The organism is Bacillus sp. FSL E2-8900, assembly GCF_037966225.1.
Lineage (GTDB): Bacteria > Bacillota > Bacilli > Bacillales > Bacillaceae_G > Bacillus_A > Bacillus_A cereus.
Genome location: NZ_CP150193.1, coordinates 3,969,298 through 3,992,559 on the forward strand (window position 1 = coordinate 3,969,298; position 23,262 = coordinate 3,992,559).

The following is a 23,262-nucleotide window of genomic DNA, read 5'->3' on the forward strand; positions in this document are numbered from 1 at the left end:
AACCAACCATCCACTGATTACAACTTTACTCTATTTTAGTACTCATCCTCGCGGAAACCTAGGTCACGAAGCTGAGACATTTTATTACGCCAATCTTTTTGCACTTTTACCCATACTTCTAAAAATACTTTAGAACCAAGTAGCGCTTCAATATCAAAACGAGCTCGCTTACCAACTTCTTTTAACATTTTCCCTTGTTTTCCGATGATGATTCCTTTTTGTGATGCACGTTCAACAACAATCGTTGCATTTATATAAACTGCCCCGCCCTCACGCTTTTGAATCGCATCGATAACAACAGCCACAGAATGCGGCACTTCTTCACGTGTTAAATGTAGTACTTTCTCACGAATAAGCTCTGCAATAATAAATCTCTCCGGATGATCCGTTACTTGATTCTCTGGATAGTATTGTGGTCCTTCTGGTAAATACTTTTTAATTGTTCCAATTAAAGCGTCCACATTATTACCGTCTAACGCAGAAATTGGTACAATCTCTGCAAATTCATGTAGTTTACGATATTGATCAATTAACTCTAGTAATTGCTCTGGATGAAGTTGGTCAATTTTATTAATTACTAAAAATACTGGTTGTTTCGTTTCTTTTAATTTCTCAATGATGAATTCCTCACCACGACCAAATCCTTCAACTGCATTAACCATAAACAGAACAATATCAACTTCTTTTAATGTCGTTTGAGCCATCTTTACCATGAAGTCGCCTAATTTATGTTTAGGTTTATGTATTCCTGGTGTATCAATGAAAATAACTTGTGCATCATTTTCTGTATATACACCTTGAATTTTATTACGAGTCGTTTGTGGCTTATCACTCATAATAGCAATTTTCTGGCCAATAATACGGTTTAAAAATGTAGATTTTCCAACATTCGGTCTGCCAATAATAGAGACAAAACCTGATTTATAACCTTTTCTATTCATGTAAATCCTCCGCTAAAAATGCTCCTGGTAACAATTCTCCGACTGTCGTCTCCTGAACGTCACCATGTAAGTTTGATAAGTATACTTTCGTATCCTGTTTACATAATTCTACCATAACTTGTCGACATGCTCCACAAGGAGGTACTGGGCGCTTTGTATCTGCTACAACCGCAATGGCTACAAATTCTTTATCTCCTTCAGAAACCGCCTTAAATAAAGCTGTTCTTTCAGCACAATTACATAAGCCATATGATGCATTCTCAACATTACATCCACGATATACTTTTCCACCGCGCGTTAATAATGCTGCACCTACTTGAAATTTAGAATATGGTACGTACGCTTGTTTACGCGCTTCGATTGCTTCTAGAATTAATTGTTTACTATTCATATTCCCGCATCCTTCCTGTTCACAGCTATGAAGAGATACACTCTCTCATTAAAGGCCCTTACAGCACTTCCAAAGCTTAATAAAAGCTTCGGAATGCAACTATACCATATACGGTAAAAAGATAATAGCACCAATTATAACAGCTATAATTGCAAACAATAAAACCGCTCCTGCCGCAACATCCTTTGCAATTTTTGCAAACGGATGAATATCGGCAGTCGCTAAATCTACCGTTTTTTCCACAGCCGTATTTACCATCTCTAAACTCATTACACTCCCTATTACAACAAGTAATATCATCCACTCTATTTTCGTAATATGGAAATAAAAGCCGCAGCATATAACAATGACTGCGGCTAAATAATGGATTTTCATATTTCGTTCATGACGAAAACAAAAGAATATACCAGCTATAGCATATCCAAAACTATCTATAAGTTTTCCTTTTTTCATCGTCCTAATCCAAAAGCTTCTAAAATTTCTTTTTGTCTTCCGAACATTTCTTTTTCATCTTCTTCTGTCATGTGATCATAACCAAGTAAATGTAAAAAGCCATGTAACGCCAAAAATCCAAGTTCACGATCGAAAGAATGTCCGTACTCTTCAGCTTGCTCTTTCGCCCTTGGAATAGAGATAATAAGATCCCCTAACATGCGCGGCATCTCTGCACCAACAATCTCCATTTCTCCTTCTCCCATCTCTTCCATGGCAAAGGATATTACATCTGTAGGTTGATCTTTATCTCGGTAATCACGATTAATTTCTCTAATGCGCTCATTATCTACAAATGTCACCGATACCTCCGCACCATCCTCGATATTTTCCATTTGAGCTGCTTTTTCTAACACTTCACGAATTAAACTCATATACTCTTCTTTTACTTCTTCTGTTTCATCAATAAAATCAATTAACAAACTCATTCTTTCTCCTTTTCTTCCGGAGGTTCCGGATATGTAATACGCGAATGGAAAATACCATTTAACGTTTCACACAACGTTTTTCCAACGATTTGTAGTTCCTTAAACGTCAAATCACATTCACTAAATTGACCGTCTTGCAGTCGATCTTTAATAATACTTTGCACCAAATTATTAATTTGTTCTGGCGTTGGGTGATTCATAGAACGTACCGCAGCTTCTACACTATCAGCAATACCAACAATTGCCGATTCTTTCGAAGTTGCTTTTGAACCTGGATAACGGAACATCTCTTCTGTATATTTTTCTTTATCTTCTTTAATAGCTTTATAATAAAAATATTTCAGTAACGTTGTACCGTGATGTTGCCCAGCGATATCAATAATTTCTTGTGGAATATGATATTCTTCGAGCATTCTTACTCCATCCGTTACGTGAGCAATTATAATATCTTTACTTGTTACAGGATCTAATTTATCATGCGGGTTTTCAATTCCCATTTGGTTTTCAATAAAGAATTGCGGTTGTACTGTTTTTCCTACATCATGATAATATGCCCCTACACGCGCTAATACACCATTTGCCCCGACTGCTTCACAAGCAGCCTCAGAAAGATTCGCTACCATTACACTATGATGATATGTCCCTGGCGCTTCTAACAAAATCCTGCGTAAAAGTGGATGATTTGGGCTTGATAATTCCATAAGCTTCATACTTGATACGATTCCAAGTCCACTTTCTAAATATGGTAAAATCCCCATAGCCAAAACGGATGATATAATCCCTGAAAGTGAAGCCATTAATAATTGCGTACCAATTTCAAGAGGCGAAAAATTCCCATTACGTAATAATAAGAGCGCCGCCAATACGACTACATTTAATACAGAAACGAGTATACCAGCTTGTAAAATCATTGTACGACGATTTTTTTCTCGCAAGAAAATACTAACCGATAACGAACTTAACAATACGTAAATCCCTACACTATAATTTAATGTACTCGTTACTCCTTCATTAAACATAATACTTCCGCATACAGAAAAAATCATACTCGTTAAAAAGACAAATCGATCACCAATCATTAGTTTTACAAGTATTGTTCCCATCGCAACTGGGACAACATATGCAATCCCTGCGTATTCAAGTTTTTGAAACAAACTAATGATTTTCATTAAGACGATTGTGATAGACAAAATTGTAATATACGCTAAAACATACGGTCTATCTTCTCTTTTTCTCTTTAAAAATAATTCAAATTGTTTATGCATAAAGTATAGTAACACACCAATGAGTACCGCTAATCCAACATAAGGTTGAAAACCGTTCCCTTTTTCTAACAAACCAACTAATTTCAACTGATTATACACATCACTTGAAATTGTTTCACCTTCTCTAACAAGAACTTGTCCTTGAAGAATATAAACAGGTGGAACTAAATCTTCCTCTGCTTTTCTCTTCTCTTTCGTTAAGATTGGGTCATAAAAATAGTTAGCTGAAATTGCATATCTTCCTAGCGCCTTAATTGATTCTTTTAAACCATTATCAACATTAACACTATTCATCTCACTTACATATCGTTCTTTCGCATCTTTCAATTCGTCCATTTTAATATGCTCAGTCATGATACTATTAATCGCTGTGACCGCAGCATCTTTCGCTAATACTAATTGGCTCGGATCTGCATTAATCAAATTCAGTAAGTTTGAATCAGATAACTCTTTCGTTAAGTCAGCGGGTAGTTTCTTTTTTAACTTGTCCACTTTCTCAGCATCAGTCATCTTTTTTTGATCATCCGGTCCAACAGCTTTAATCTCTTGCACCACTTCATCCACTTTAGCAAAGACGTCATTCACAATATCAACTTTGTTTTGTTTATACTCACTTTTATATGTATATTGATCTTCAACTTTTGTAGCGGCTTCTTTTTTCTTTTTATCCGTTGTAACTTTATCTTCAATTTTTATAGGAGAATGGATTGTCTTTTTCGCAATAGAATACATATTAACATCTAATTGTTCTGGTTTTACATTATTCATAAGCGCAAAAAACAGCACTGCTCCTAACACAACGTAAGAAATCCAACTTAGTTTTTTCGAATGTTGTAAATTACGAAACCACTTAGAAATTTCTTGAGATCTTGACATGATTTCAATACCTTCTCCTCTCCAGAAATAAAGTGAAACTATTTATAGCTTTCATTTCTTCTACCAAACGATACTTTGAGGCAATATTTTATACACTAGTACCAATAGTTTATTTTCCTTATCTTTCATGATAGTAAAAAATATGACGTTCGCCAACCTTATCATACAAAAAGAAATGATCCTGACAAATAGGATCATTCCATTTTATCATATGCCTCAATAATACGTTGCACCAATGGATGTCTCACAACGTCCGTTTGTTCTAATGTAATAAATGACAGACCTGATACACCAGATAAAATATTAGCAGCTATAGATAGCCCTGATTTTACCCCTTTTGGCAAGTCTACTTGTGAAGGGTCCCCTGTAATAACCATTTTAGAACTAAAACCTAATCTTGTTAAAAACATTTTTATTTGAGCACCCGTTGTATTTTGAGCCTCATCTAAAATAACAAATGAATCATCAAGCGTACGCCCCCTCATATAAGCAAGCGGAGCTATTTCAATTACTCCTCGCTCCATCATACGCTGCGTATATTCTTGTCCAAGAATATCATGTAAAGCATCATATAACGGGCGTAAGTATGGATCTACCTTCTCTTTCAAATCCCCTGGTAAAAAACCTAAATTTTCTCCAGCTTCTACAGCAGGTCTTGTTAAAATAATTTTCTTTACATATCCTTGTTTTAAAGCCCTCACAGCCATTACTACAGCTAAATATGTTTTTCCAGTTCCTGCAGGCCCTATCCCAAAGACAATATCATTCTTCTTCATCGCATGAATATATCTTCTTTGCCCCATTGTTTTTACACGAATGGATTTACCTTTTGCAGTCTTGAAAATTTCTTCCTCATATAACTCTTCAAATTGAGCAATTTTCCCTTGTTGTGCAAGCTGAATCGCATACGCAACATCTCTCTCTGAAATTGATATACTTTTACGAATTACAACAAGTAATTGCTGTAAGATTTTTTCTACGAGTGCCACCGTTTCAACTGCCCCAGATACATGAACAGTTTCTCCTCTAGTTACGATTGATACATTCAGTTCTCGTTCAATTACTTTTAAATGCGCATCATTAACTCCAAAAAGAGCGATTGCTTCGTTAGCATTTTCCAATTGTTGGTTCATTTCTACTAATTGTTCTGCCATTACTCAGTCTCCTTGAATATCGGATTCGGATATTGGTTGTGGCTCTGCAATATTTTCAACCACAGTATAATGCAATGTGACTTTTAGTTGATCCGCCTCAACCTCTTTACTCAAAATCTTATCACTTACAATCATAGCATGTTCATCCAATTTTTTCTTTAGTTCTTTTTCGGCCATCTCCTTCGCTACTTTCAGCGCTTGCTTTTCTGTATATTCTCGATTCGCTTCTTCTTCTTCTCTCACAACATCTTTTTCATATGCAATCGGCAGTGTAAAACCAAATAATTTCACATCATGCTTTACACTTTCAGTACGAGAGCGTTTATACTTATCATGCTGAAATCCCCATATTTTTATTTTCGTATCCCCGAATTTAAGAAAATGTTCATTGTATACATTACCAGTATACACTTGGAATTGCGTCTTTAACGGGACATCCACCTTAGATGTATACCACGTTTCGCCATATACAATACCTTTCGCTGAAACAATCGTCGGACTTTCCTCATTACCATATATTCCCGATACGAGAATCTGTCCTTTTTCTACATGATCATTTTTCAGTACAACCGGCTTTCCAACTTCTACAAACGTTTTTGTAATAATCGCTTCTTTTTTTGCTACTAAATTTTGTGGCCTTTGTTCCTTTTCTTTCTTCGGTTCGTTTTTTTCAACAATTTTAAAATGATAAGTCGTTCCCCTTACTTCTAGTCCCGCCCAAGTAATGGCATTAATATTATCTGTCAAATGGCGTTGCACATCTTCTACATTCGGCATTTGAAATTGTAGTTTCCCTTTTTTAATACCCATTTTATCCAATTCTTTCATCAATATATATTCTGTTTCAGGTTTAGCTCCTGTAATTTCAATTTTCCAAACCATATTTGACATTGCAATCACACCAAAAAAGAAAATTAAAAAACCAATTAAAAATCCACTGTTTTTAATTAAACGTTTATTCCAAAAAGGAAAACCATAACGTCCAATAAAATATAATTTACATTCATTTTTTCTATAAATTGGTTTTATTTTTTTCACATCGCGTAACAACATACAAAAAACTAACGTTTCATCAGCTATCTTTTTAACATCCCAAACTAATAAATTCCTCCGTACACATTCATTAACAAACCGTTCCGCTCCTCTACCTTCAATTCGCACTTTTACATATCCAAGCCACTTTATAAACCATTTATTTTTCATTTACCACCTTCACTACCTTTCTAAAAGTAGATATACTACTTTTTATTTGAAGCATTAAAATAGCTCGTACTAAAATAAAACAGAGTAAAACTGTAATCAGTCTCTATCAACGGAACTTTTACAGGATAAAGAAGAAAAACTTCACAAATGGAAGTTTCACTTCAATCACCTTTTTTTTCATTTTCTAAAAATGTTACTTGCTCAATTATCCCCTCGAGTAAAAGCTCTTCTGGAAGAATCGTTTTAATAACAAAGGATTGTCCTTTAATTAATAATTGACCGTGTTTTAAAAGCAATCGCACTTCTTTATCTGAAAACACTAATAACCCCCGATGATTTTCTATATAAATATGTATTTGCCCAACAAGAGTAATCCGAGGTAGATCCATTAATACATCCACTGGTAGGTCTACTTGTTTTGTCAACCAATTTTTCATTTGTTCTAATTTCTTCATCTCGAAAGACCCCCTCTCATCCCATATATATGTATTTCTTCACAAGTGCCTATCGTGTTATAACGACTTCACTAACATAACTATATTCTGCAAGAGTTCATATCATGTTAATTAAAACAGTCGCTATATGAAATCATATTTGTCAGGACAATGATGGATCAGAGGATGTTACCTTTAATAATAGAAGTATTAATACAAGAATATGCGCCCCTACAGGATATCAGTACAAGTTACATTAAGAAATTGAGCCTAGCAAGAAGTTGGAAACTTGAAAAAACCTGTTACAATTCGTTCTGGACGTGACATACTGACCATAGAATAAGTAGTTGTCATTCATTAGACAAATGAGATAAAATCCGAAAAAGGAAATTGCTCCACTCTGAATTTTGCGGTGTAAGTAAGAATATTTTATAGGTGGTTGTTATATGAATTTCAAAAAAATATTAGGATTCATTAAAAAACAAAAAAATGAATTAATAAGCGAGGAAATACGAAAGGAAATTGGATTTAGTCAAGAAATTTTGAATGTTATAAAACAAGTTACTAACAGCAGCATCCAGCCCTTTTATGCAACTGATTCAAAATCTAAAATAGCCGGAGTCTCTTTCGTTACCTTTGAGGATTCTGCTGAACAGCAAGTTATAAAACTTCAATCTGAGGTTCAGAAACTTGGATACTTAGCTTTTATTTGCGAAAGAAGTTTTAGTCAAGGAAGTAAGAGTGAGTGTAGAATTGCAATTACACAAGGAAATGACCAATTTGATATCCTTACAATCCAACAAACAAATGGCGTTAATTACGAAGTTAGCAATATAGATGTTATTTTTAAACTAAGAAAATGGAATGATCGCTATCCTTTTATCATAATCGGTGCAGATCATGACTGGGTTGATGCCATTTTTAGCGCGTTACCTACAGACGAAGAAATGCAATCTTTCGCGCAAGAAATGTATGAATTTTGTCCAGATATAGTGGAACAAGGAACAGAAAGCATTGAGGAGTTAGTCGAAGAAATTAAGAAAACGAAAAAGCTTTTTTTACATACCAGAGGCGTTTCTATCACTTACAGAAACGCTTTTTAAGCAATATAGCGTTTTTCCTTAATAAGAACAATAAAAAACGTCTCATACGAAATGAGACGTTTTTTTATGCTAATAGCTGGATAACCAGCTTATTCACAAGTGATCCGTCTGTTTTACCTTTTACTTTCGGCATAACAGCAGTCATCACCTTACCCATATCTGCTTTAGAAGTCGCACCAACTTCAGAAATAACTTGCTTGATTACATCAACTAGTTCTTCTTCAGTTAATTGCTCTGGCAAATATGCGCTTAAAATCTGAATTTCACTTTGCAGTTTATTAACAAGGTCTTCACGACCAGCTTTTTTAAATTCAAGGAGGGAGTCCTTATACTGTTTTACTTCACGAGCTAAAACTGTTATTTCCTCTTCTTCAGTAAGAGTATGTTGCAGTTTAATACCTTCATTTTGTAAAGCAGCCTTAACCATACGAATAACGGTTAATTTTTCTTTTTGTTTATTCTTCATCGCTTGTTTCATATCATCGTTTAAACGACCGAGAAGACTCATAACTTACACCCTCTCTTAGAATTTACGCTTTCTTGCCGCTTCAGATTTCTTCTTACGTTTTACACTTGGTTTTTCATAAAACTCGCGCTTTCTTGCTTCAGCAAGTGTACCAGTTTTAGAAACCGATCTTTTAAAACGGCGAAGTGCATCCTCCAAAGACTCGTTTTTACGAACGACTGTTTTTGACATTCTCTTTCCCTCCCTCCGAAACATCACACTTACATACTAACTTCAGCATGCAAAAAGAAACACTTCTTCAGCATGTCTTTTACGATTATAATACATTTTATCACTTCAGGTCAACTATTTGGCAGAATAAAAGAAGAATAGAAGCATTTCCTTTTCAAAAGTTATACAAATAGCTAGTATCCTTCTTTCATGAAGACAACTATATTTTTATCATTTCAACTTTTTTCATACAGGGATGCACGAAATGCCTCTCCACCTTCTAGTACTTAACCGCTTCAAATAAAGAAAGCATGCAAACCGTTTCCGGTTGCACGCTCTTTTTTATGCGCTTGCTGATTCTTTTTTCACATCATCTTCAAGAACACGAACAAATTGCGCTTCGTTATATGGATAACCAGCTTTCGTAATTTTCACTTTCACTAGCTTACCAATTAATTCTTCTGATCCTTCAAATACAATTTTCAAGTAGTTATCTGTATACCCTACATATAACCCTTCACGGTCGCCGTCTTTAAATTGCTCTTCTGGAATGATTTCAAGCACTTCACCTTCAAACGCTGATGCATATTCTTTCGCTAATTGATTAGATAGCTCAATTAAACGATGAACACGATCATTCTTCACATCTTCAGGAACTTGATCTTCCATGCGTGCTGCAGGTGTTCCTGTACGTTTTGAGTAAGGGAACACATGTAACTCAGAGAAGCGGTTCTCTTTAATGAAATTGTATGTTTCCATGAATTCTTCTTCTGTTTCACCTGGGAAACCAACGATTACGTCAGATGTAATCGCAAGGCCTGGTAACGCTTCTTTCAAACGATCTAAACGCTCTTGGAAGAATTCCATCGTATATTTACGACGCATACGTTTTAATACAGTATTAGAACCAGATTGCAACGGAATATGCAAGTGACGTACAACTACTTCAGATTTATCTAACACTTCAATTACTTCATCTGAAATTTGACTCGCTTCAATAGAAGAAATACGAAGACGTTTTAATCCGCCTACTTCCGCTTCCATATCACGAAGTAATCCAGCTAAGTTATAATCTTTTATGTCTTCGCCGTATCCACCTGTATGAATACCCGTTAATACGATTTCTTTATAGCCTGCATCCACTAATTGTTGCGCTTGTTTAATAACTTCTTTTCCATCACGAGAACGCATTAAACCGCGCGCCCAAGGAATGATACAGAATGTACAGAAGTTATTGCAACCCTCTTGTATTTTTAAAGACGCACGTGTACGATCCGTGAAATAAGGTACATCAAGTTCTTCGTACACACGTGTTTTCATAATATTGCGGACAGCATTAATTGGTTGACGCTCTTTACGGAATTCTTCGATGTAACCTAACATCTTTTCACGATCCTGTGTACCAACTACAATATCTACACCTGGAATCGCCATAATTTCAGCTGGAGATGTTTGTGCATAACATCCCGTTACGCAAATAACTGCATCTGGATTTTGACGCACAGCACGTCTGATTACTTGACGGCTTTTTTTGTCCCCAGTATTCGTTACTGTACATGTGTTAATAACATATACATCAGCTTTCTTTTCATATTCTGTTCTTTCATAACCACCTTGTTTAAACAATTGCCAAATGGCTTCTGTTTCATAGTGGTTTACTTTACAACCTAACGTATGGAACGCAACAGTTGACATTGATCATCACCCCATCAATTCAAAATGATACGAAGCAGCACTTAACGCGTATAACGGCGCCGTTTCTGTTCTTAAAATTCTTGGTCCTAAACTACATGGTACAAATTTATGTTCACGAAGCGCTGTAATCTCTTCCTCAGCTAAACCGCCTTCTGGGCCAAATACAATCAATAGCTTTTGACCTGGTTTCATTGTCGTTAAAGCTTTCGCAAAATTAGATTTCTCGCCTTGTTTTGCTTCCTCTTCGTAAGCAACAAGACAAGTATCATACTCACCACTCATTGAAAGCAATTGCTTAAATGATGCCGGAGCATGTACTTCTGGAATTTCACTTCTATGTGATTGTTCCGCAGCTTCTTTCACAATTTTTCTTAAACGCTCAACTTTTTTATCAGCTTTTTTCGCATCCCATTTTACGATAGAGCGAGATGCTTGAAATGGTAAGAATGCAGCTGCCCCAAGCTCAGTTCCTTTTTGAAAAATTAACTCTAGCTTGTCTCCTTTTGGCAGTCCACTTGCAATCGTCACGAAAACAGGAAGTTCACTTGACGCCTCTACCCATTCTACAATAGCCGTATTAATAAATTCACTGGTAATTTCATCAATTGAACATACTGCTGTTTTTCCATTTACACAGCAATAAATATGATCACCAGCTGACATACGCATCACTCTTGCGATATGATGTACGTCATCACCTACAATGCGAATACTTGTCTCATTTACATATTTCTCTTCTACAAAATAACGTTGCATATAATCACCTTAGTAGAGTTTCGTTCCTTTCGTAAGTCAACACTTACGAAAAGAACGAAACGTTATCATTTTTCATATAACAAACGGCAAGTCCCTCACCTTATAGTGAGAGACTCCCCTTTTCATTATAGACTAAAATCTATATTACGCATTTCGTGCAATAATTGCTACCCAATCTTCCATTCGTAACACTTCTTCAATTGTAAATCCAGCTTTTTCTAGCGCCTCAGAAATTACTTTTTCCTTCGCAGCAATAATGCCCGATGTAATAAATAATCCACCTGACTTCACAACTCTTGCTGCATCTTCAGGGAATAATAGAATAATTTCTGCTAATAAGTTAGCTACGATTAAATCAACTGGACCTTCAATACCTTCTAAAAGACTATTTTGTCCAACAGACACGATATCATCTGTTTTATTTAAACGTACATTCATTTCTGCACTTTCAACCGCAACCGGATCTAAATCATACGCTTGAACAGAAGACGCACCTAATTTTGCTGCTGCAATACTAAGTACACCAGAACCTGTTCCTACATCAATAATATTGTCACCTGGCTGTACTGTTTTTTCTAAAGCACGGATACACATCGTTGTTGTTGGATGAGTTCCTGTACCAAACGCCATACCCGGGTCTAATTCAATGATTTTTTCATCAGGAGAAGATGGTGTATATTCTTCCCAAGTCGGTACGATTGTGAATGTATCAGAAATTTGTACTGGATGGTAATATTTTTTCCAAGCAGTAGCCCAATCTTCTTCATTGACTTCGTTAACGGTAATATTTCCAGTACCAATTTCGATGTCGTAAGATGGAAGCACATCAATAGATGATTTTACACCTGCAATCGTTTCATGTAAAGAATCCGTTTGCGGGAAATACGCTTTTATTAATACACCTTCCGCCGGATATTCATCTGGGTTCAATGCATAAATTTCACCATATTGTTGCTCGCGCTCTTTCGTTAACTCCGCTGGATCCTCAATCGCAACTCCACTAGCACCAGCTTCATGTAAAATATGAGAGACAGCTTCTACTGCTTCTTCTGTTGTATGAATACTAATTTCTGACCATTTCACAATTTACCAACTCCATTTTTTATTTCCATTATTCCCCTTTGAAAGCACGTTTAAGCTTTCCGAATAAACTATCATCCTGCTCTTCTTGTCCTGCAAATTCACGTAATAAATCTTTTTGCTGTGAAGTCAATTTCGTCGGTACAACAACACGAACGACTACATATTGATCTCCTTGGCCGTATCCACGTACATTCGGAGCACCTTTTCCTTTTAAGCGGAATTCTGTTCCAGTTTGTGTTCCTGCTGGAATTTTCAGCTTCACTTTACCATGAACAGTAGGAACTTCCACTTCATCACCAAGCGCCATTTGCGCAAATGTTAATGGCATTTCGCAAATAATGTGATCTCCTTCACGCTCGAAGAATTCATGATTTCTTACATGAACGACAACATATAAGTCTCCTGCTGGTCCGCCATTTACGCCGGCTTCACCTTTTCCAGACACTCGAATTTGTTGACCATTATCGATACCCGCTGGAATTTTAACATTGATTTTTTTACGTTTACGAACTTTACCTGAACCGTGACATGTCGTACATTTTTCTTTAATAATTTGTCCAGTTCCTGAACAATGACCACAAGCTTGACGGTTTACGATACGACCAAACGGTGTGTTTTGTTCAACACTCACTTGACCAGAACCTGAACAATGTTTACATGTTTCTTTTGAAGTTCCTGGTTTTGCTCCACTACCTTTACAAGTATCACATGGATCTTCTACTGGAATTTCCACATTTAATTCCTTACCAAAAATAGCTTCTTCAAAATCTAAAGTGACTTGATATTGTAAGTCAGCACCTTGGCGCGGAGCATTTGGATCACGACGTCTGCCGCCACCACCGCCAAAGAAAGAACTAAATATATCTTCAAAACCGAAGCCACCGCCGAAGTCTCCTCCGCCGCCAAATCCACCGAATCCTTGATTTGCACCAGCATGACCAAATTGATCGTACTGCGCACGCTTTTGATCATCACTTAACACTTCGTATGCTTCTTGTACTTCTTTAAACTTTTCAATTGCATTTTCTTCTTTGCTTACGTCTGGATGGTATTTTTTAGCCAAACGACGATACGCTTTTTTTATTTCATCTGTTGAAGCGCCCTTGCTAAGTCCAAGGACCTCATAATAGTCTCGTTTACTCATAAATTTACAACCCCCGAATCTTTCACATAAACGTAATTTTAACACCGAAAGAAAGTGCTTTGCAACAAAGTTTCCTCACTTACAGTATGCAAAGCGAAAAACTTAAGATCCTCACACATCGCTTCTCATTCGTGAAAAAAGCCAAAGTCAAGGCACGCTTGACTTTGACTTTTTGTCATCTTACTTATTATGTTTACAGTTGAATTACTTGTCTTCTTTTACTTCTTCAAACTCAGCGTCAACTACATTGTCTTTCTTCGCGCCAGCGTCTTGTGCACCTTGTGCACCTTGCGCACCTTCTGCTTGACCAGCAGCTGCTTGAGCTTGCTCGTATAATTTAACAGTTAATTGTTGTACGATTTCTTGTAAAGCATCTTTTTTCGCACGAATTTCTTCAAGCTCGTTTTTCTCAATTGCAGCTTGTAATGCTTCTTTCGCTTCTGTTGCTTTTGCAACTTCAGCTGCATCTACTTTACCTTCTAAATCTTTTACAACTTTGTCTGTTTGGAATACAAGTTGGTCAGCTTCGTTACGAAGTTCAACTTCTTCCTTACGTTTTTGGTCAGCGTCAGCATTTGCTTCCGCTTCTTGTACCATACGTTCTACTTCTTCATCAGAAAGACCTGAAGAAGATTGGATTGTAATAGCTTGCTCTTTGCTTGTTCCTAAGTCTTTCGCACGTACGTTAACGATACCGTTCGCATCAATATCGAATGTTACTTCGATTTGTGGAATACCACGTGGTGCTGGTGGAAGGTCAGTTAATTGGAAACGACCTAACGTTTTGTTGTCAGCTGACATTGGACGCTCACCTTGTAATACGTGAATGTCTACTGCTGGTTGATTATCAGCAGCTGTCGAGAATACTTGTGACTTACTTGTTGGAATTGTAGTGTTACGCTCAATTAATTTCGTGAACACGCCACCCATAGTTTCAATACCTAAAGAAAGTGGAGTTACGTCTAATAATAGAACGCCTTCTACATCTCCAGTAAGTACGCCACCTTGAACTGCAGCACCTAATGCTACAACTTCATCAGGGTTTACACCTTTATATGGCTCTTTACCAGTTTCACGTTTAATAGCTTCTTGTACAGCTGGGATACGAGTAGATCCACCAACAAGAATAACTTTATCTAATTCGCTTGGAGCAAAACCAGCGTCTTTTAATGCACGACGAGTTGGCTCTAATGTTCTTTCAACAAGACCTGCTGAAAGCTCTTCGAATTTCGCTCTTGTTAACGTTAATTCTAAGTGTAATGGACCAGCAGCTCCAGCACTAATGAATGGTAATGAAATTTGAGTTTGTGTTACACCAGAAAGATCTTTTTTCGCTTTTTCAGCTGCATCTTTCAAGCGTTGAAGCGCCATTTTATCTTGGCTTAAATCAATGTTATTTTCTTTTTTGAACTCAGCTACTAAGTGATCGATGATAACTTGGTCAAAGTCATCGCCACCAAGACGGTTGTCACCAGCAGTTGAAATAACTTCGAATGTGCCGTCTGCTAACTCAAGGATAGATACGTCAAATGTACCGCCACCTAAGTCATATACTAAGATTTTTTGTTCTTCGTCTTGTTTTTCTAAACCGTAAGCAAGTGCTGCTGCTGTTGGCTCGTTAATGATACGCTCAACTTCTAAACCAGCGATACGACCAGCATCTTTCGTTGCTTGACGCTCTGCATCGTTGAAGTATGCAGGTACTGTAATAACAGCTTTCGTTACTGTTTCACCTAAGTATGCTTCAGCAGAAGCTTTTAAGTTTTGTAAAATGATGGCAGAAATTTCTTGAGGTGTATAATCTTTACCTTCAACTTCTACTTTGTAGTCTGTACCCATATGACGTTTAACAGACATGATTGTATTTGGGTTTGTAATTGCTTGGCGCTTTGCAACTTCCCCAACTTGACGTTCTTCATTTTTGAAAGCTACAACAGAAGGTGTTGTACGGTTCCCTTCTGGATTTGGGATAACCTTTGGTTCTCCACCTTCCATAACAGCTACACAAGAGTTTGTTGTACCTAAGTCAATACCGATAATTTTACTCATGGCGAATCCTCCTAGTTTTATGTAAATTATTGATTTACTTTTACCATTGATGGGCGAATCACACGGTCTTTTAATTTATAACCTTTTTGGAATTCTTCCACAACCGCGTTTGATTCAAATTCACTATCTTCCACTTGCATAATAGCTTGGTGTTCATTAGGATCAAACTGTTTACCAACAGCTTCAATCACTTCCACACCTTCTTTAGTCAGCGCTTCTAACAATTGACGATGCACCATTTCCATACCTTGTAACAAGGATTTCGTTTGCTCATCAGTCGCTTCCACTTGCATTGCTCTTTCAAAATTATCAAGAGCTGGCAAGATGTCTGAAACTAGACTTTGTGCTCTATATTTTTCAGCAGCCTGTTTATCCATTTGGACACGGCGCTTATAATTTTCAAAATCAGCTTGTAGACGTAATGTGCGACCTTCCGTTTCCGTTAGTTTCGCTTGTAACTCATCTACTTTTTCTTGTAAAAGAGCAGCCTCACTTTTTTCTTCTACAGTTTCTTCACTGTTTTCTGGCGTGACAGCTTCTTCAACTTGCGCTTCTTTTACTTCTTCTACCACTTGTTCGTTACGCTCTTCCACAATATTCACCTCCTTAAAAGGTATTAGGTATCATGCATAGCATGATTACCTAAGCATTATATATTACACACAGCAATGAAAATTTCATCACTTGAGCGAATGTATTACTCTCATTTACTTTTTAAGCCCATCAGTAAATTGTCTCGTAAATAACTGTAACAAACTAATTACACGAGAGTATTGCATTCTCGTAGGACCTAAAATAGCAATTGTTCCAAGTTGCTCTTCGCCGATCGAATATGTTGCAGAAATTAAACTACAATCCTCCATAGCCGTCGAAGAGTTTTCCCTACCAATTTTCACTTGAATCCCGACTTGTTTATGACGCAAAATGTCATAAAATTCGGCTTCATTATCAATCATGGTAAGTAAAGATCTAACCTTTTGAATGTCATGGAACTCTGGCTGCGAAAGCATATTTGCTTTTCCTCCAAAGTATATCTTTTCCGATAACGGAACTTGAAATGTACCATCCAACATTTTTATTGCACTATCGTAATTATGAACATACCCACGTAAAACTGTAACAATTTCCTTAAAGATTTTATTATGAAGTTCTTCCATCGGTACGCCAGATAGCTTTTCATTTAAAATATTAACCATTTTTTCTAAATCTGATAAATCAACAGATTCCGGAACGGTAATCGTTTTACTTTGTACATGCCCTGTATCGGTTACAATAATAGCGACTGCAGTTTGACGATCAAGCGGCACAATTTGTACATTTTTAAGTTTATTTGTACTTAACTTCGGTCCAAGAACAATTGCCGTATAATTCGTAAGTTCTGATAAAATTTGAGCAGATTGCTGTGCAATTTTTTCCGCTTCAAAAATTCTTTCAGCAAATAAATCTTTAATTTGTACAATTTCAGCGTTCGGTAAGTTTTGCGGCGCTAAAAGATGGTCTACATAAAATCGGTAGCCTTTCTCAGAAGGAACACGTCCAGAAGAACTGTGCGTTTTTTCAATAAAGCCTAATTCTTCTAAGTCCGCCATTTCATTTCGAATAGTAGCTGAACTAAATGTGATTTCATCTTTTTTAGCCAACGTTCTAGACCCAACGGGCTGCGCTGATCCAATAAAGTCATCAATAATTGTTTGTAAAATTAAGAGCTGACGTTCCGTAAGCATCTCATCATCACCTCTGTTAGCACTCTTTGTCTTTGAGTGCTAAATCTATTAATAACTTACCAAAATTGACATTCAATTGTCAACGGAAACGTCACGAAATAATGAAACTTTTTCACGCCTATAGAACATTTAATTAGTCAATCAAAAATGATTGGAATACTTCATTCCCTAATAATTTTCCTTTTCGCGTTAAACGCACATGTCCATCTTCCTCTTCAAGCAATCCCTGCTCTTGGTTGCTTTGTAACTGCTTCGCGAAAACTTGATCCATCTCTACATTAAATTTATTGCGGAACGCCGTTTTAGAAACACCTTTTGTTTTTCGAAGCCCTAAGAACAGCTCTTCTTCCATTCTTTCTTTCTCCGTCACTTTGTGAACATCTAAATACGGAAATCCTGTTTCATCAATTTTATTAAAATATTGCTTCAGGGGACCAACATTTTGAATACGTTCTCCGTTCACATAACTATGAGCTCCAGCTCCAAATCCATAATACTCTTCATTATTCCAGTATGTGAGATTATGTCTACTTTTATTGTCACCTTTTGAGAAATTACTAATTTCATACTGGTTATAACCGTGTTTCTCCATTTCATCCATTACTATTTCATACATTTTCGCTTCATGGTCTTCACCCGGAAGACGTAATTTCCCTTTGTTCATTAAGTTATAAAACACTGTTTTTGGCTCCACAATTAATGAATATGCCGAGAAATGTTGTACACCAAGCGTAAAAGCAATATCTAATGTTTCTTTTACATCTTCTATCGTCTGTCCTGGCAAAGCATAAATAATATCTACATTAATATTTTTAAAGCCTACTTCCTGTGCCTCTCGAATCGCGAGGAATGCATCTTCCCTCGTATGCTTGCGCCCGATCTTCTCAAGAAGTTCATCACGGAACGTTTGCACACCAAAACTAATTCGATTTACTCCACCTTCTAGCAGTACATTTAGCTTCTCTTTCGGTAGATCTCCTGGATTCGCTTCAAATGTTAATTCACAATTCGGGGCGAACGGACGCAAATGACGATTAATAATCTCGAGTAATTTTTTTGTCTGTTCCATATTTAACGCTGTCGGAGTTCCCCCACCCACAAAAATCGTTTTCATACTATCAAATGGAACTTTTTGAACCGTATTTATTATTTCCTTCTCTAAATAATCTAAATATTGATCAACCGGTTGGCGTTCAATAAACACTTTATTAAAATCACAATAGTGACAAATGTGCTGACAAAACGGAATATGAATGTATGCAGCTTGTACCAAATATAACTCCTACCTTTCTAAAAAGAAAACCTCCGCACTCCGGAGGGTTCTCTACTTCTCTAACGTATTACGAATTTGTTCCATTCGCATTTTTCCCCAATCATACATCATTTCAACGATCGGTAAAAGTGACATGCCTAGTTCCGTCATATAATACTCAACGCGAGGAGGAATTTCGGGATATACTGTCCGATCAACAATCCCATCTTCCATTAACTCTTTTAATTGGTTCGACAAAACTTTATGAGAAATGCTTGGGAATAACCGTTGTAATTCACTGAAACGATGCGGCCCTTCCACACCAAGATGCCACAGTATCACAACTTTCCACTTTCCACTAATAATAGAAAGCGTCAATTCCTTTTCACAATTAAAATTACCATTTTGTATTTTATCTTGAATATCTTTTCGAATATTTTCGGACATTAACAATCTCCTAACTCTATATGAACTAAAAAGCTCTCTCATTATTGTAAATGAGAGCTGCTCAGATGTCTAAAAAGTAATTATACAGAAAAAAGAAGCCGCACAAACGACTTCTTTTTTATTTCAAATATTAGTTGTCATCCATTTTCAGTACAGCCATGAATGCCTCTTGCGGTACTTCTACAGAGCCAACAGACTTCATACGTTTTTTACCTTCTTTTTGCTTATCAAGAAGTTTACGCTTACGAGAAATGTCACCGCCGTAACATTTTGCAAGTACGTTTTTACGCATCGCTTTAATTGTAGAACGTGCTACAACTTTATTTCCGATAGTCGCCTGAATTGGCACTTCGAACTGTTGTCTCGGAATTAATTCTTTTAATTTCTCTACGATTACTTTACCACGGTCATACGCTGAATCACGGTGTACGATAAATGATAAAGCATCCACTTGTTCATTATTTAAAAGAATATCCATTTTCACAAGTTTAGATGGTTTATAGCCAATTAACTCGTAGTCAAATGATGCATACCCTTTCGTATTTGATTTCAATTGATCAAAGAAGTCATATACGATTTCTGATAACGGGATTTCATATGTTAATGTAACACGCGTTTCATCTAAATATTGCATATCAATAAACGTTCCACGTTTACCTTGGCAAATCTCCATTACAGCTCCAACATAGTCATTCGGAACCATAATTGAAGCCTTCACAAACGGCTCTTCTACACGATCGATAGACTGTGGATCTGGCATATTAGATGGGTTATCAACAATAACATCTTCACCGTTAGTTAAATAAACTTTATAAATAACGCTTGGCGCTGTTGTAATTAAGTCAATCTTAAATTCACGTTCAATACGTTCTTGAATGATTTCCATGTGAAGAAGTCCTAAGAAACCACAACGGAAACCAAATCCTAGCGCTTGAGATGTTTCTGGTTCAAACTCAAGGGCAGAATCGTTTAACTCTAATTTTTCTAATGCATCACGTAAATCGTTATAACGAGCAGAGTCAATTGGATACAGACCACAGAATACCATCGGGTTTAACTTACGGTAACCTGCTAACGGCTCTGCAGCTGGACGTTTCGCATGTGTAATCGTATCACCAACGCGTGTGTCACCAACATTTTTAATCGATGCTGCTAAGAAACCTACATCACCTACCGTTAACTCGTCACGTTGCGTAGTTTTCGGTGTAAATACACCTACTTCTGTTACTTCAAATTCTTTACCCGTTGCCATCATACGTACTTTATCGCCAACTTTTACTGTTCCATTTACAACACGGATATAAGCAATTACACCGCGGTATGGATCATATAAAGAGTCGAAAATCATACATTGTAACGGCTCTTCTGAATCACCCGCCGGAGCTGGTACTTTTTCAACAATTTGTTCTAAAATTTCTTCAATACCAATTCCAGCTTTCGCAGAAGCAAGTACCGCTTCTGATGCATCTAAACCAATTACATCTTCTACCTCTTGACGTACACGTTCTGGATCCGCACTCGGTAAGTCGATTTTATTAATAACTGGTAAAATTTCTAAATTATTATCAAGCGCTAAGTATACGTTTGCTAACGTTTGCGCTTCAATACCTTGCGCTGCATCTACTACAAGAATCGCGCCTTCACAAGCCGCTAAACTACGAGATACTTCGTACGTAAAGTCGACGTGTCCTGGTGTATCAATTAAATGAAGAATATACTCTTCACCATCTTTTGCTTTATAGTTTAATTGTACTGCGTTTAATTTGATTGTAATACCACGCTCACGCTCTAAATCCATAGAGTCAAGCAACTGAGCTTTCATTTCACGTTGTGTTAACGCGTTTGTTTTCTCTAAAATACGGTCTGCTAACGTTGATTTTCCGTGGTCAATATGAGCAATAATAGAGAAATTACGGATTTTGGACTGTCTTTTTGCTCTTTCTTCTTTATTCATCTATGTTCTCAACTCCTAATAGTCTCGCCAATATACACTAGCACTGATTATATCAATAGAGCAACAAAGATTCAATGAAAACTCGTGCTGCTTACGATACAAATCATTCTATCTATATCTTATGCGAATAAACCATAAGAGACAAACCCTTTTCAAATTTTAAAACGGCTGTCTTACAAACCAGTAAAACAACCGCCTCCCATGTTACTCTTAGCTAAAAATTCCTTTTATTTTCCCAACAACGATATCCGTTCCGAACTTCGTCATTTCATAAGCTACACTTGCTACTGCCATCCCAATTCCTTCTACAACATTAAAACTTCTTAAACGTTCTAACTGTTGTTGTTTTTCTGAGGCCGAAAACGAGCTACCCAAAATTTCTGATTCAGCACCTGTACTTTCTGTCCCTGTCATATGAGCTATTTGTTCATATGACAATTGCTGATAACCTTTCATACTTTTCAAACCATGATTAGCAAGTGCCACTCCTGCTATCATCATAAGTAAACATAAAGCCACACTACATATACACAAAAGCGTAAAGCGACTCAAACGATAATCATCTGTTCTCCTCAATGTGTATATGCTCCCGTATTATCTTGATCAATTTGATGATGCAGCGCCGCATTTAAACCACTCGCTATTACATTCGCCATATCCTCAATAAAAGTATCTACTTCTTTTGGGGTTACCATTAAATTATGACCAAGAGGAGATAGCACTTCATAAATCAGCCTTCTTTTTTCTTCTTCTTCCAACGTACCAACAGCACCTAAAAACATATTTCTGCTCTTTTCATCCGGCATATCTTCTTCTGTTAATTTTTTCTTTTCTCCAAATGAAAATCCCGCTGGTAACAAAGATCGTGAAGGTTTATTTCCTTCTTTCATCTCTCGGCCGAAATGTTTCAAAATAAAATCAATCGTATCACTTGTAATCGAAACAGCATCGACCACAGTCGGAACACCAATTGCGATAACAGGGATACCCAATGTGTCTTTACTTAGTTCTTTACGTTTATTCCCAACCCCCGATCCAGGATGGATTCCAGTATCAGAAATTTGTATCGTGCTATTTACTCGTTCAATAGAACGGGCAGCTAATGCATCAATTGCAATTACAAAGTCCGGGTTCGTCTTCTCAATAATCCCATAAATAACATCGCTCGTTTCGATCCCTGTAATTCCCATTACCCCCGGCCGAATTGCACTAACAGGCCTAAACCCTTCTTCTACACTTTCAGGCTGTAATTGAAACAAATGTCTCGTTACTAATACATTTTCTACAACTATCGGTCCAAGAGCATCTGGTGTTACATTCCAATTCCCAAGACCTACAATTAAACAGCTTGCTTCTTTTGTAACTCCAACCTCTTCTAAGAAACAAGAAAATTCTTTTGCAAAAATACGCTCCACTTTTTGTTGAAGTTCTGTATCTTGCTGACGTATCCCTTGTACTTCAAGCGTTAAATAATTTCCAGGCTTTTTACCCATCGCTTCAGAGGCAGCTTCATCAATTGTTACTTTTGTAATTATAGTCCCCTCTTCTTCTCTCTCTTTTACAATAACTCCCTGTATCCCTTTTTGTTCTTCTTGGCTTTCTTGCAACATTTGATAAACTTCTACAGCAAGGTCAGTTCTAATGCTATATTTACTTAAATCTAATGGTTCTTTCATCGTATCTCCTCCGTAATTCATAGTAAATATCGTTAGATTTCCCAAAGTTATATAAGGTCATTCTTTCCTTTACGTGAAATTTCATGGATATACTATTGCAATTCTCTTCACCGTTTGATAGAATATCACTTGTTCTATGTAAGAATCGAGTCATTCGATTGCACCAGGGAGGTGAAAAGTATGGCAAACATCAAATCTGCTATCAAACGCGCTAAACTTAGCGAAGAGCGTCGTGCACATAACGCTTCTATCAAGTCTGACATGCGTTCTGCTGTTAAAACTGTAGAAGCTTTAGTTACTAATAACGATCTTGAAAATGCTAAAGAAGCTTTCAAAACTGCTTCTAAAAAACTTGACAAAGCAGCTCGTAAAGGTCTTATCCACCAAAACGCTGCAGCTCGTCAAAAATCTCGCTTAGCGAAACAAGTAAACGCGTAAGGCGTTTAAAAAACGATCCATTTGGATCGTTTTTTTATATACAAAAAAGTTCATGTACTTAGTACATGAACTTTTTTGTGT

The 23,262-nt window shown here is 36.7% G+C and carries 24 protein-coding genes; 2 read left to right on the forward strand and 22 right to left on the reverse strand.

Annotated features, from left to right (window positions below; genetic code table 11):
* Positions 1-35 precede the first annotated feature (35 nt).
* The 8 genes from era to yqfC form a co-directional block, all read right to left on the reverse strand.
* Positions 36-941 (reverse strand): GTPase Era, encoded by a 906-nt coding sequence (gene era, locus NST90_RS20320; protein WP_001080230.1) that lies wholly within the window; start codon positions 939-941, stop codon positions 36-38.
* The gene (locus NST90_RS20325; RefSeq protein WP_001086285.1) at positions 934-1,332 is read right to left on the reverse strand and encodes a cytidine deaminase; all 399 of its coding nucleotides are present in this window, start codon (positions 1,330-1,332) and stop codon (positions 934-936) included. Before NST90_RS20325 ends, era begins: the two co-directional genes overlap by 8 nt.
* A gap of 99 nt (positions 1,333-1,431) precedes the next feature.
* A complete protein-coding gene (locus tag NST90_RS20330; RefSeq protein ID WP_000715466.1) occupies positions 1,432-1,785 on the reverse strand; it encodes a diacylglycerol kinase family protein in 354 nt (117 codons plus the stop codon).
* Positions 1,782-2,252, reverse strand: a complete 471-nt coding sequence (gene ybeY / locus NST90_RS20335; RefSeq protein ID WP_000054684.1) for an rRNA maturation RNase YbeY — start codon at positions 2,250-2,252, stop codon at positions 1,782-1,784. Before ybeY ends, NST90_RS20330 begins: the two co-directional genes overlap by 4 nt.
* Positions 2,249-4,393 carry an HD family phosphohydrolase gene (locus NST90_RS20340; protein ID WP_000091509.1) on the reverse strand — a complete coding sequence of 715 codons (2,145 nt, stop codon included), beginning with the start codon at positions 4,391-4,393 and terminating at the stop codon, positions 2,249-2,251. Before NST90_RS20340 ends, ybeY begins: the two co-directional genes overlap by 4 nt.
* Before the next feature lie 194 nt (positions 4,394-4,587).
* Positions 4,588-5,547, reverse strand: a complete 960-nt coding sequence (locus NST90_RS20345) for a PhoH family protein (RefSeq protein ID WP_000840501.1) — start codon at positions 5,545-5,547, stop codon at positions 4,588-4,590.
* A 3-nt stretch (positions 5,548-5,550) separates the two neighbouring features.
* On the reverse strand, positions 5,551-6,750 hold the full coding sequence (yqfD, locus tag NST90_RS20350) for a sporulation protein YqfD (protein ID WP_000792498.1): 1,200 nt from the start codon (positions 6,748-6,750) through the stop codon (positions 5,551-5,553).
* Positions 6,751-6,911: 161 nt separating this feature from the next.
* Entirely contained in the window at positions 6,912-7,205 is a 294-nt protein-coding gene (gene yqfC / locus NST90_RS20355) for a sporulation protein YqfC (RefSeq protein WP_000732269.1), read from the reverse strand.
* Between the two features lie 425 nt (positions 7,206-7,630).
* Between yqfC and NST90_RS20360 the strand changes: the two genes are divergently transcribed.
* Positions 7,631-8,287 carry a DUF4253 domain-containing protein gene (locus tag NST90_RS20360; protein WP_046392995.1) on the forward strand — a complete coding sequence of 219 codons (657 nt, stop codon included), beginning with the start codon at positions 7,631-7,633 and terminating at the stop codon, positions 8,285-8,287.
* Between the two features lie 64 nt (positions 8,288-8,351).
* Here NST90_RS20360 and NST90_RS20365 read toward each other — a convergent pair whose 3' ends face one another.
* The 14 genes from NST90_RS20365 to gpr all read right to left on the reverse strand — a co-directional run bounded on the left by NST90_RS20365 (position 8,352) and on the right by gpr (position 22,743).
* Positions 8,352-8,795 (reverse strand): GatB/YqeY domain-containing protein, encoded by a 444-nt coding sequence (locus NST90_RS20365; protein ID WP_000054562.1) that lies wholly within the window; start codon positions 8,793-8,795, stop codon positions 8,352-8,354.
* A 15-nt stretch (positions 8,796-8,810) separates the two neighbouring features.
* Entirely contained in the window at positions 8,811-8,984 is a 174-nt protein-coding gene (gene rpsU, locus NST90_RS20370) for a 30S ribosomal protein S21 (RefSeq protein ID WP_000048061.1), read from the reverse strand.
* A gap of 321 nt (positions 8,985-9,305) precedes the next feature.
* Entirely contained in the window at positions 9,306-10,658 is a 1,353-nt protein-coding gene (mtaB, locus tag NST90_RS20375) for a tRNA (N(6)-L-threonylcarbamoyladenosine(37)-C(2))-methylthiotransferase MtaB (protein WP_000108679.1), read from the reverse strand.
* A 6-nt stretch (positions 10,659-10,664) separates the two neighbouring features.
* Positions 10,665-11,414 (reverse strand): 16S rRNA (uracil(1498)-N(3))-methyltransferase, encoded by a 750-nt coding sequence (locus tag NST90_RS20380; RefSeq protein ID WP_001190156.1) that lies wholly within the window; start codon positions 11,412-11,414, stop codon positions 10,665-10,667.
* A gap of 144 nt (positions 11,415-11,558) precedes the next feature.
* Positions 11,559-12,497: a 50S ribosomal protein L11 methyltransferase gene (prmA, locus tag NST90_RS20385; RefSeq protein WP_000872101.1), complete on the reverse strand. Its 939-nt coding sequence runs from the start codon at positions 12,495-12,497 to the stop codon at positions 11,559-11,561.
* A gap of 28 nt (positions 12,498-12,525) precedes the next feature.
* Positions 12,526-13,641, reverse strand: coding sequence for a chaperone protein DnaJ (dnaJ, locus tag NST90_RS20390; RefSeq protein ID WP_000043947.1), 1,116 nt, complete (start codon positions 13,639-13,641; stop codon positions 12,526-12,528).
* 204 nt (positions 13,642-13,845) lie between these two features.
* Entirely contained in the window at positions 13,846-15,690 is a 1,845-nt protein-coding gene (dnaK, locus tag NST90_RS20395; protein ID WP_048536269.1) for a chaperone protein DnaK, read from the reverse strand.
* 26 nt (positions 15,691-15,716) lie between these two features.
* Entirely contained in the window at positions 15,717-16,283 is a 567-nt protein-coding gene (gene grpE, locus NST90_RS20400; RefSeq protein WP_000392711.1) for a nucleotide exchange factor GrpE, read from the reverse strand.
* A 114-nt stretch (positions 16,284-16,397) separates the two neighbouring features.
* Entirely contained in the window at positions 16,398-17,414 is a 1,017-nt protein-coding gene (gene hrcA / locus NST90_RS20405) for a heat-inducible transcriptional repressor HrcA (protein WP_000954941.1), read from the reverse strand.
* Positions 17,415-17,547: 133 nt separating this feature from the next.
* Complete coding sequence (gene hemW, locus NST90_RS20410) at positions 17,548-18,687, reverse strand: radical SAM family heme chaperone HemW (protein ID WP_000249433.1); 1,140 nt, start codon at positions 18,685-18,687, stop codon at positions 17,548-17,550.
* Between the two features lie 51 nt (positions 18,688-18,738).
* The gene (locus NST90_RS20415) at positions 18,739-19,113 is read right to left on the reverse strand and encodes a helix-turn-helix domain-containing protein (RefSeq protein ID WP_001293539.1); all 375 of its coding nucleotides are present in this window, start codon (positions 19,111-19,113) and stop codon (positions 18,739-18,741) included.
* A gap of 130 nt (positions 19,114-19,243) precedes the next feature.
* A complete protein-coding gene (gene lepA, locus NST90_RS20420) occupies positions 19,244-21,067 on the reverse strand; it encodes an elongation factor 4 (RefSeq protein ID WP_001030949.1) in 1,824 nt (607 codons plus the stop codon).
* A gap of 210 nt (positions 21,068-21,277) precedes the next feature.
* On the reverse strand, positions 21,278-21,643 hold the full coding sequence (locus NST90_RS20425) for a YqxA family protein (RefSeq protein ID WP_074618775.1): 366 nt from the start codon (positions 21,641-21,643) through the stop codon (positions 21,278-21,280).
* On the reverse strand, positions 21,640-22,743 hold the full coding sequence (gene gpr, locus NST90_RS20430) for a GPR endopeptidase (protein WP_074618776.1): 1,104 nt from the start codon (positions 22,741-22,743) through the stop codon (positions 21,640-21,642). Before gpr ends, NST90_RS20425 begins: the two co-directional genes overlap by 4 nt.
* A 180-nt stretch (positions 22,744-22,923) precedes the next feature.
* On the opposite strand from gpr, the gene rpsT reads away from it, so the two are divergent.
* Positions 22,924-23,181 (forward strand): 30S ribosomal protein S20, encoded by a 258-nt coding sequence (rpsT, locus tag NST90_RS20435; RefSeq protein ID WP_001274011.1) that lies wholly within the window; start codon positions 22,924-22,926, stop codon positions 23,179-23,181.
* Positions 23,182-23,262: the final 81 nt, after the last annotated feature.

Bases quoted from the DNA above. Each gene is read 5' to 3' on its own strand.
- era (WP_001080230.1), bottom strand. From the start codon at position 941: ATGAATAGAAAAGGTTATAAATCAGGTTTTGTCTCTATTATTGGCAGA.
- NST90_RS20325 (WP_001086285.1), bottom strand. From the start codon at position 1,332: ATGAATAGTAAACAATTAATTCTAGAAGCAATCGAAGCGCGTAAACAA.
- NST90_RS20330 (WP_000715466.1), bottom strand. From the start codon at position 1,785: ATGAAAAAAGGAAAACTTATAGATAGTTTTGGATATGCTATAGCTGGT.
- ybeY (WP_000054684.1), bottom strand. From the start codon at position 2,252: ATGAGTTTGTTAATTGATTTTATTGATGAAACAGAAGAAGTAAAAGAA.
- NST90_RS20340 (WP_000091509.1), bottom strand. From the start codon at position 4,393: ATGTCAAGATCTCAAGAAATTTCTAAGTGGTTTCGTAATTTACAACAT.
- NST90_RS20345 (WP_000840501.1), bottom strand. From the start codon at position 5,547: ATGGCAGAACAATTAGTAGAAATGAACCAACAATTGGAAAATGCTAAC.
- yqfD (WP_000792498.1), bottom strand. From the start codon at position 6,750: ATGAAAAATAAATGGTTTATAAAGTGGCTTGGATATGTAAAAGTGCGA.
- yqfC (WP_000732269.1), bottom strand. From the start codon at position 7,205: ATGAAGAAATTAGAACAAATGAAAAATTGGTTGACAAAACAAGTAGAC.
- NST90_RS20360 (WP_046392995.1), top strand. From the start codon at position 7,631: ATGAATTTCAAAAAAATATTAGGATTCATTAAAAAACAAAAAAATGAA.
- NST90_RS20365 (WP_000054562.1), bottom strand. From the start codon at position 8,795: ATGAGTCTTCTCGGTCGTTTAAACGATGATATGAAACAAGCGATGAAG.
- rpsU (WP_000048061.1), bottom strand. From the start codon at position 8,984: ATGTCAAAAACAGTCGTTCGTAAAAACGAGTCTTTGGAGGATGCACTT.
- mtaB (WP_000108679.1), bottom strand. From the start codon at position 10,658: ATGTCAACTGTTGCGTTCCATACGTTAGGTTGTAAAGTAAACCACTAT.
- NST90_RS20380 (WP_001190156.1), bottom strand. From the start codon at position 11,414: ATGCAACGTTATTTTGTAGAAGAGAAATATGTAAATGAGACAAGTATT.
- dnaJ (WP_000043947.1), bottom strand. From the start codon at position 13,641: ATGAGTAAACGAGACTATTATGAGGTCCTTGGACTTAGCAAGGGCGCT.
- dnaK (WP_048536269.1), bottom strand. From the start codon at position 15,690: ATGAGTAAAATTATCGGTATTGACTTAGGTACAACAAACTCTTGTGTA.
- hrcA (WP_000954941.1), bottom strand. From the start codon at position 17,414: ATGCTTACGGAACGTCAGCTCTTAATTTTACAAACAATTATTGATGAC.
- NST90_RS20415 (WP_001293539.1), bottom strand. From the start codon at position 19,113: ATGTCCGAAAATATTCGAAAAGATATTCAAGATAAAATACAAAATGGT.
- lepA (WP_001030949.1), bottom strand. From the start codon at position 21,067: ATGAATAAAGAAGAAAGAGCAAAAAGACAGTCCAAAATCCGTAATTTC.
- gpr (WP_074618776.1), bottom strand. From the start codon at position 22,743: ATGAAAGAACCATTAGATTTAAGTAAATATAGCATTAGAACTGACCTT.
- rpsT (WP_001274011.1), top strand. From the start codon at position 22,924: ATGGCAAACATCAAATCTGCTATCAAACGCGCTAAACTTAGCGAAGAG.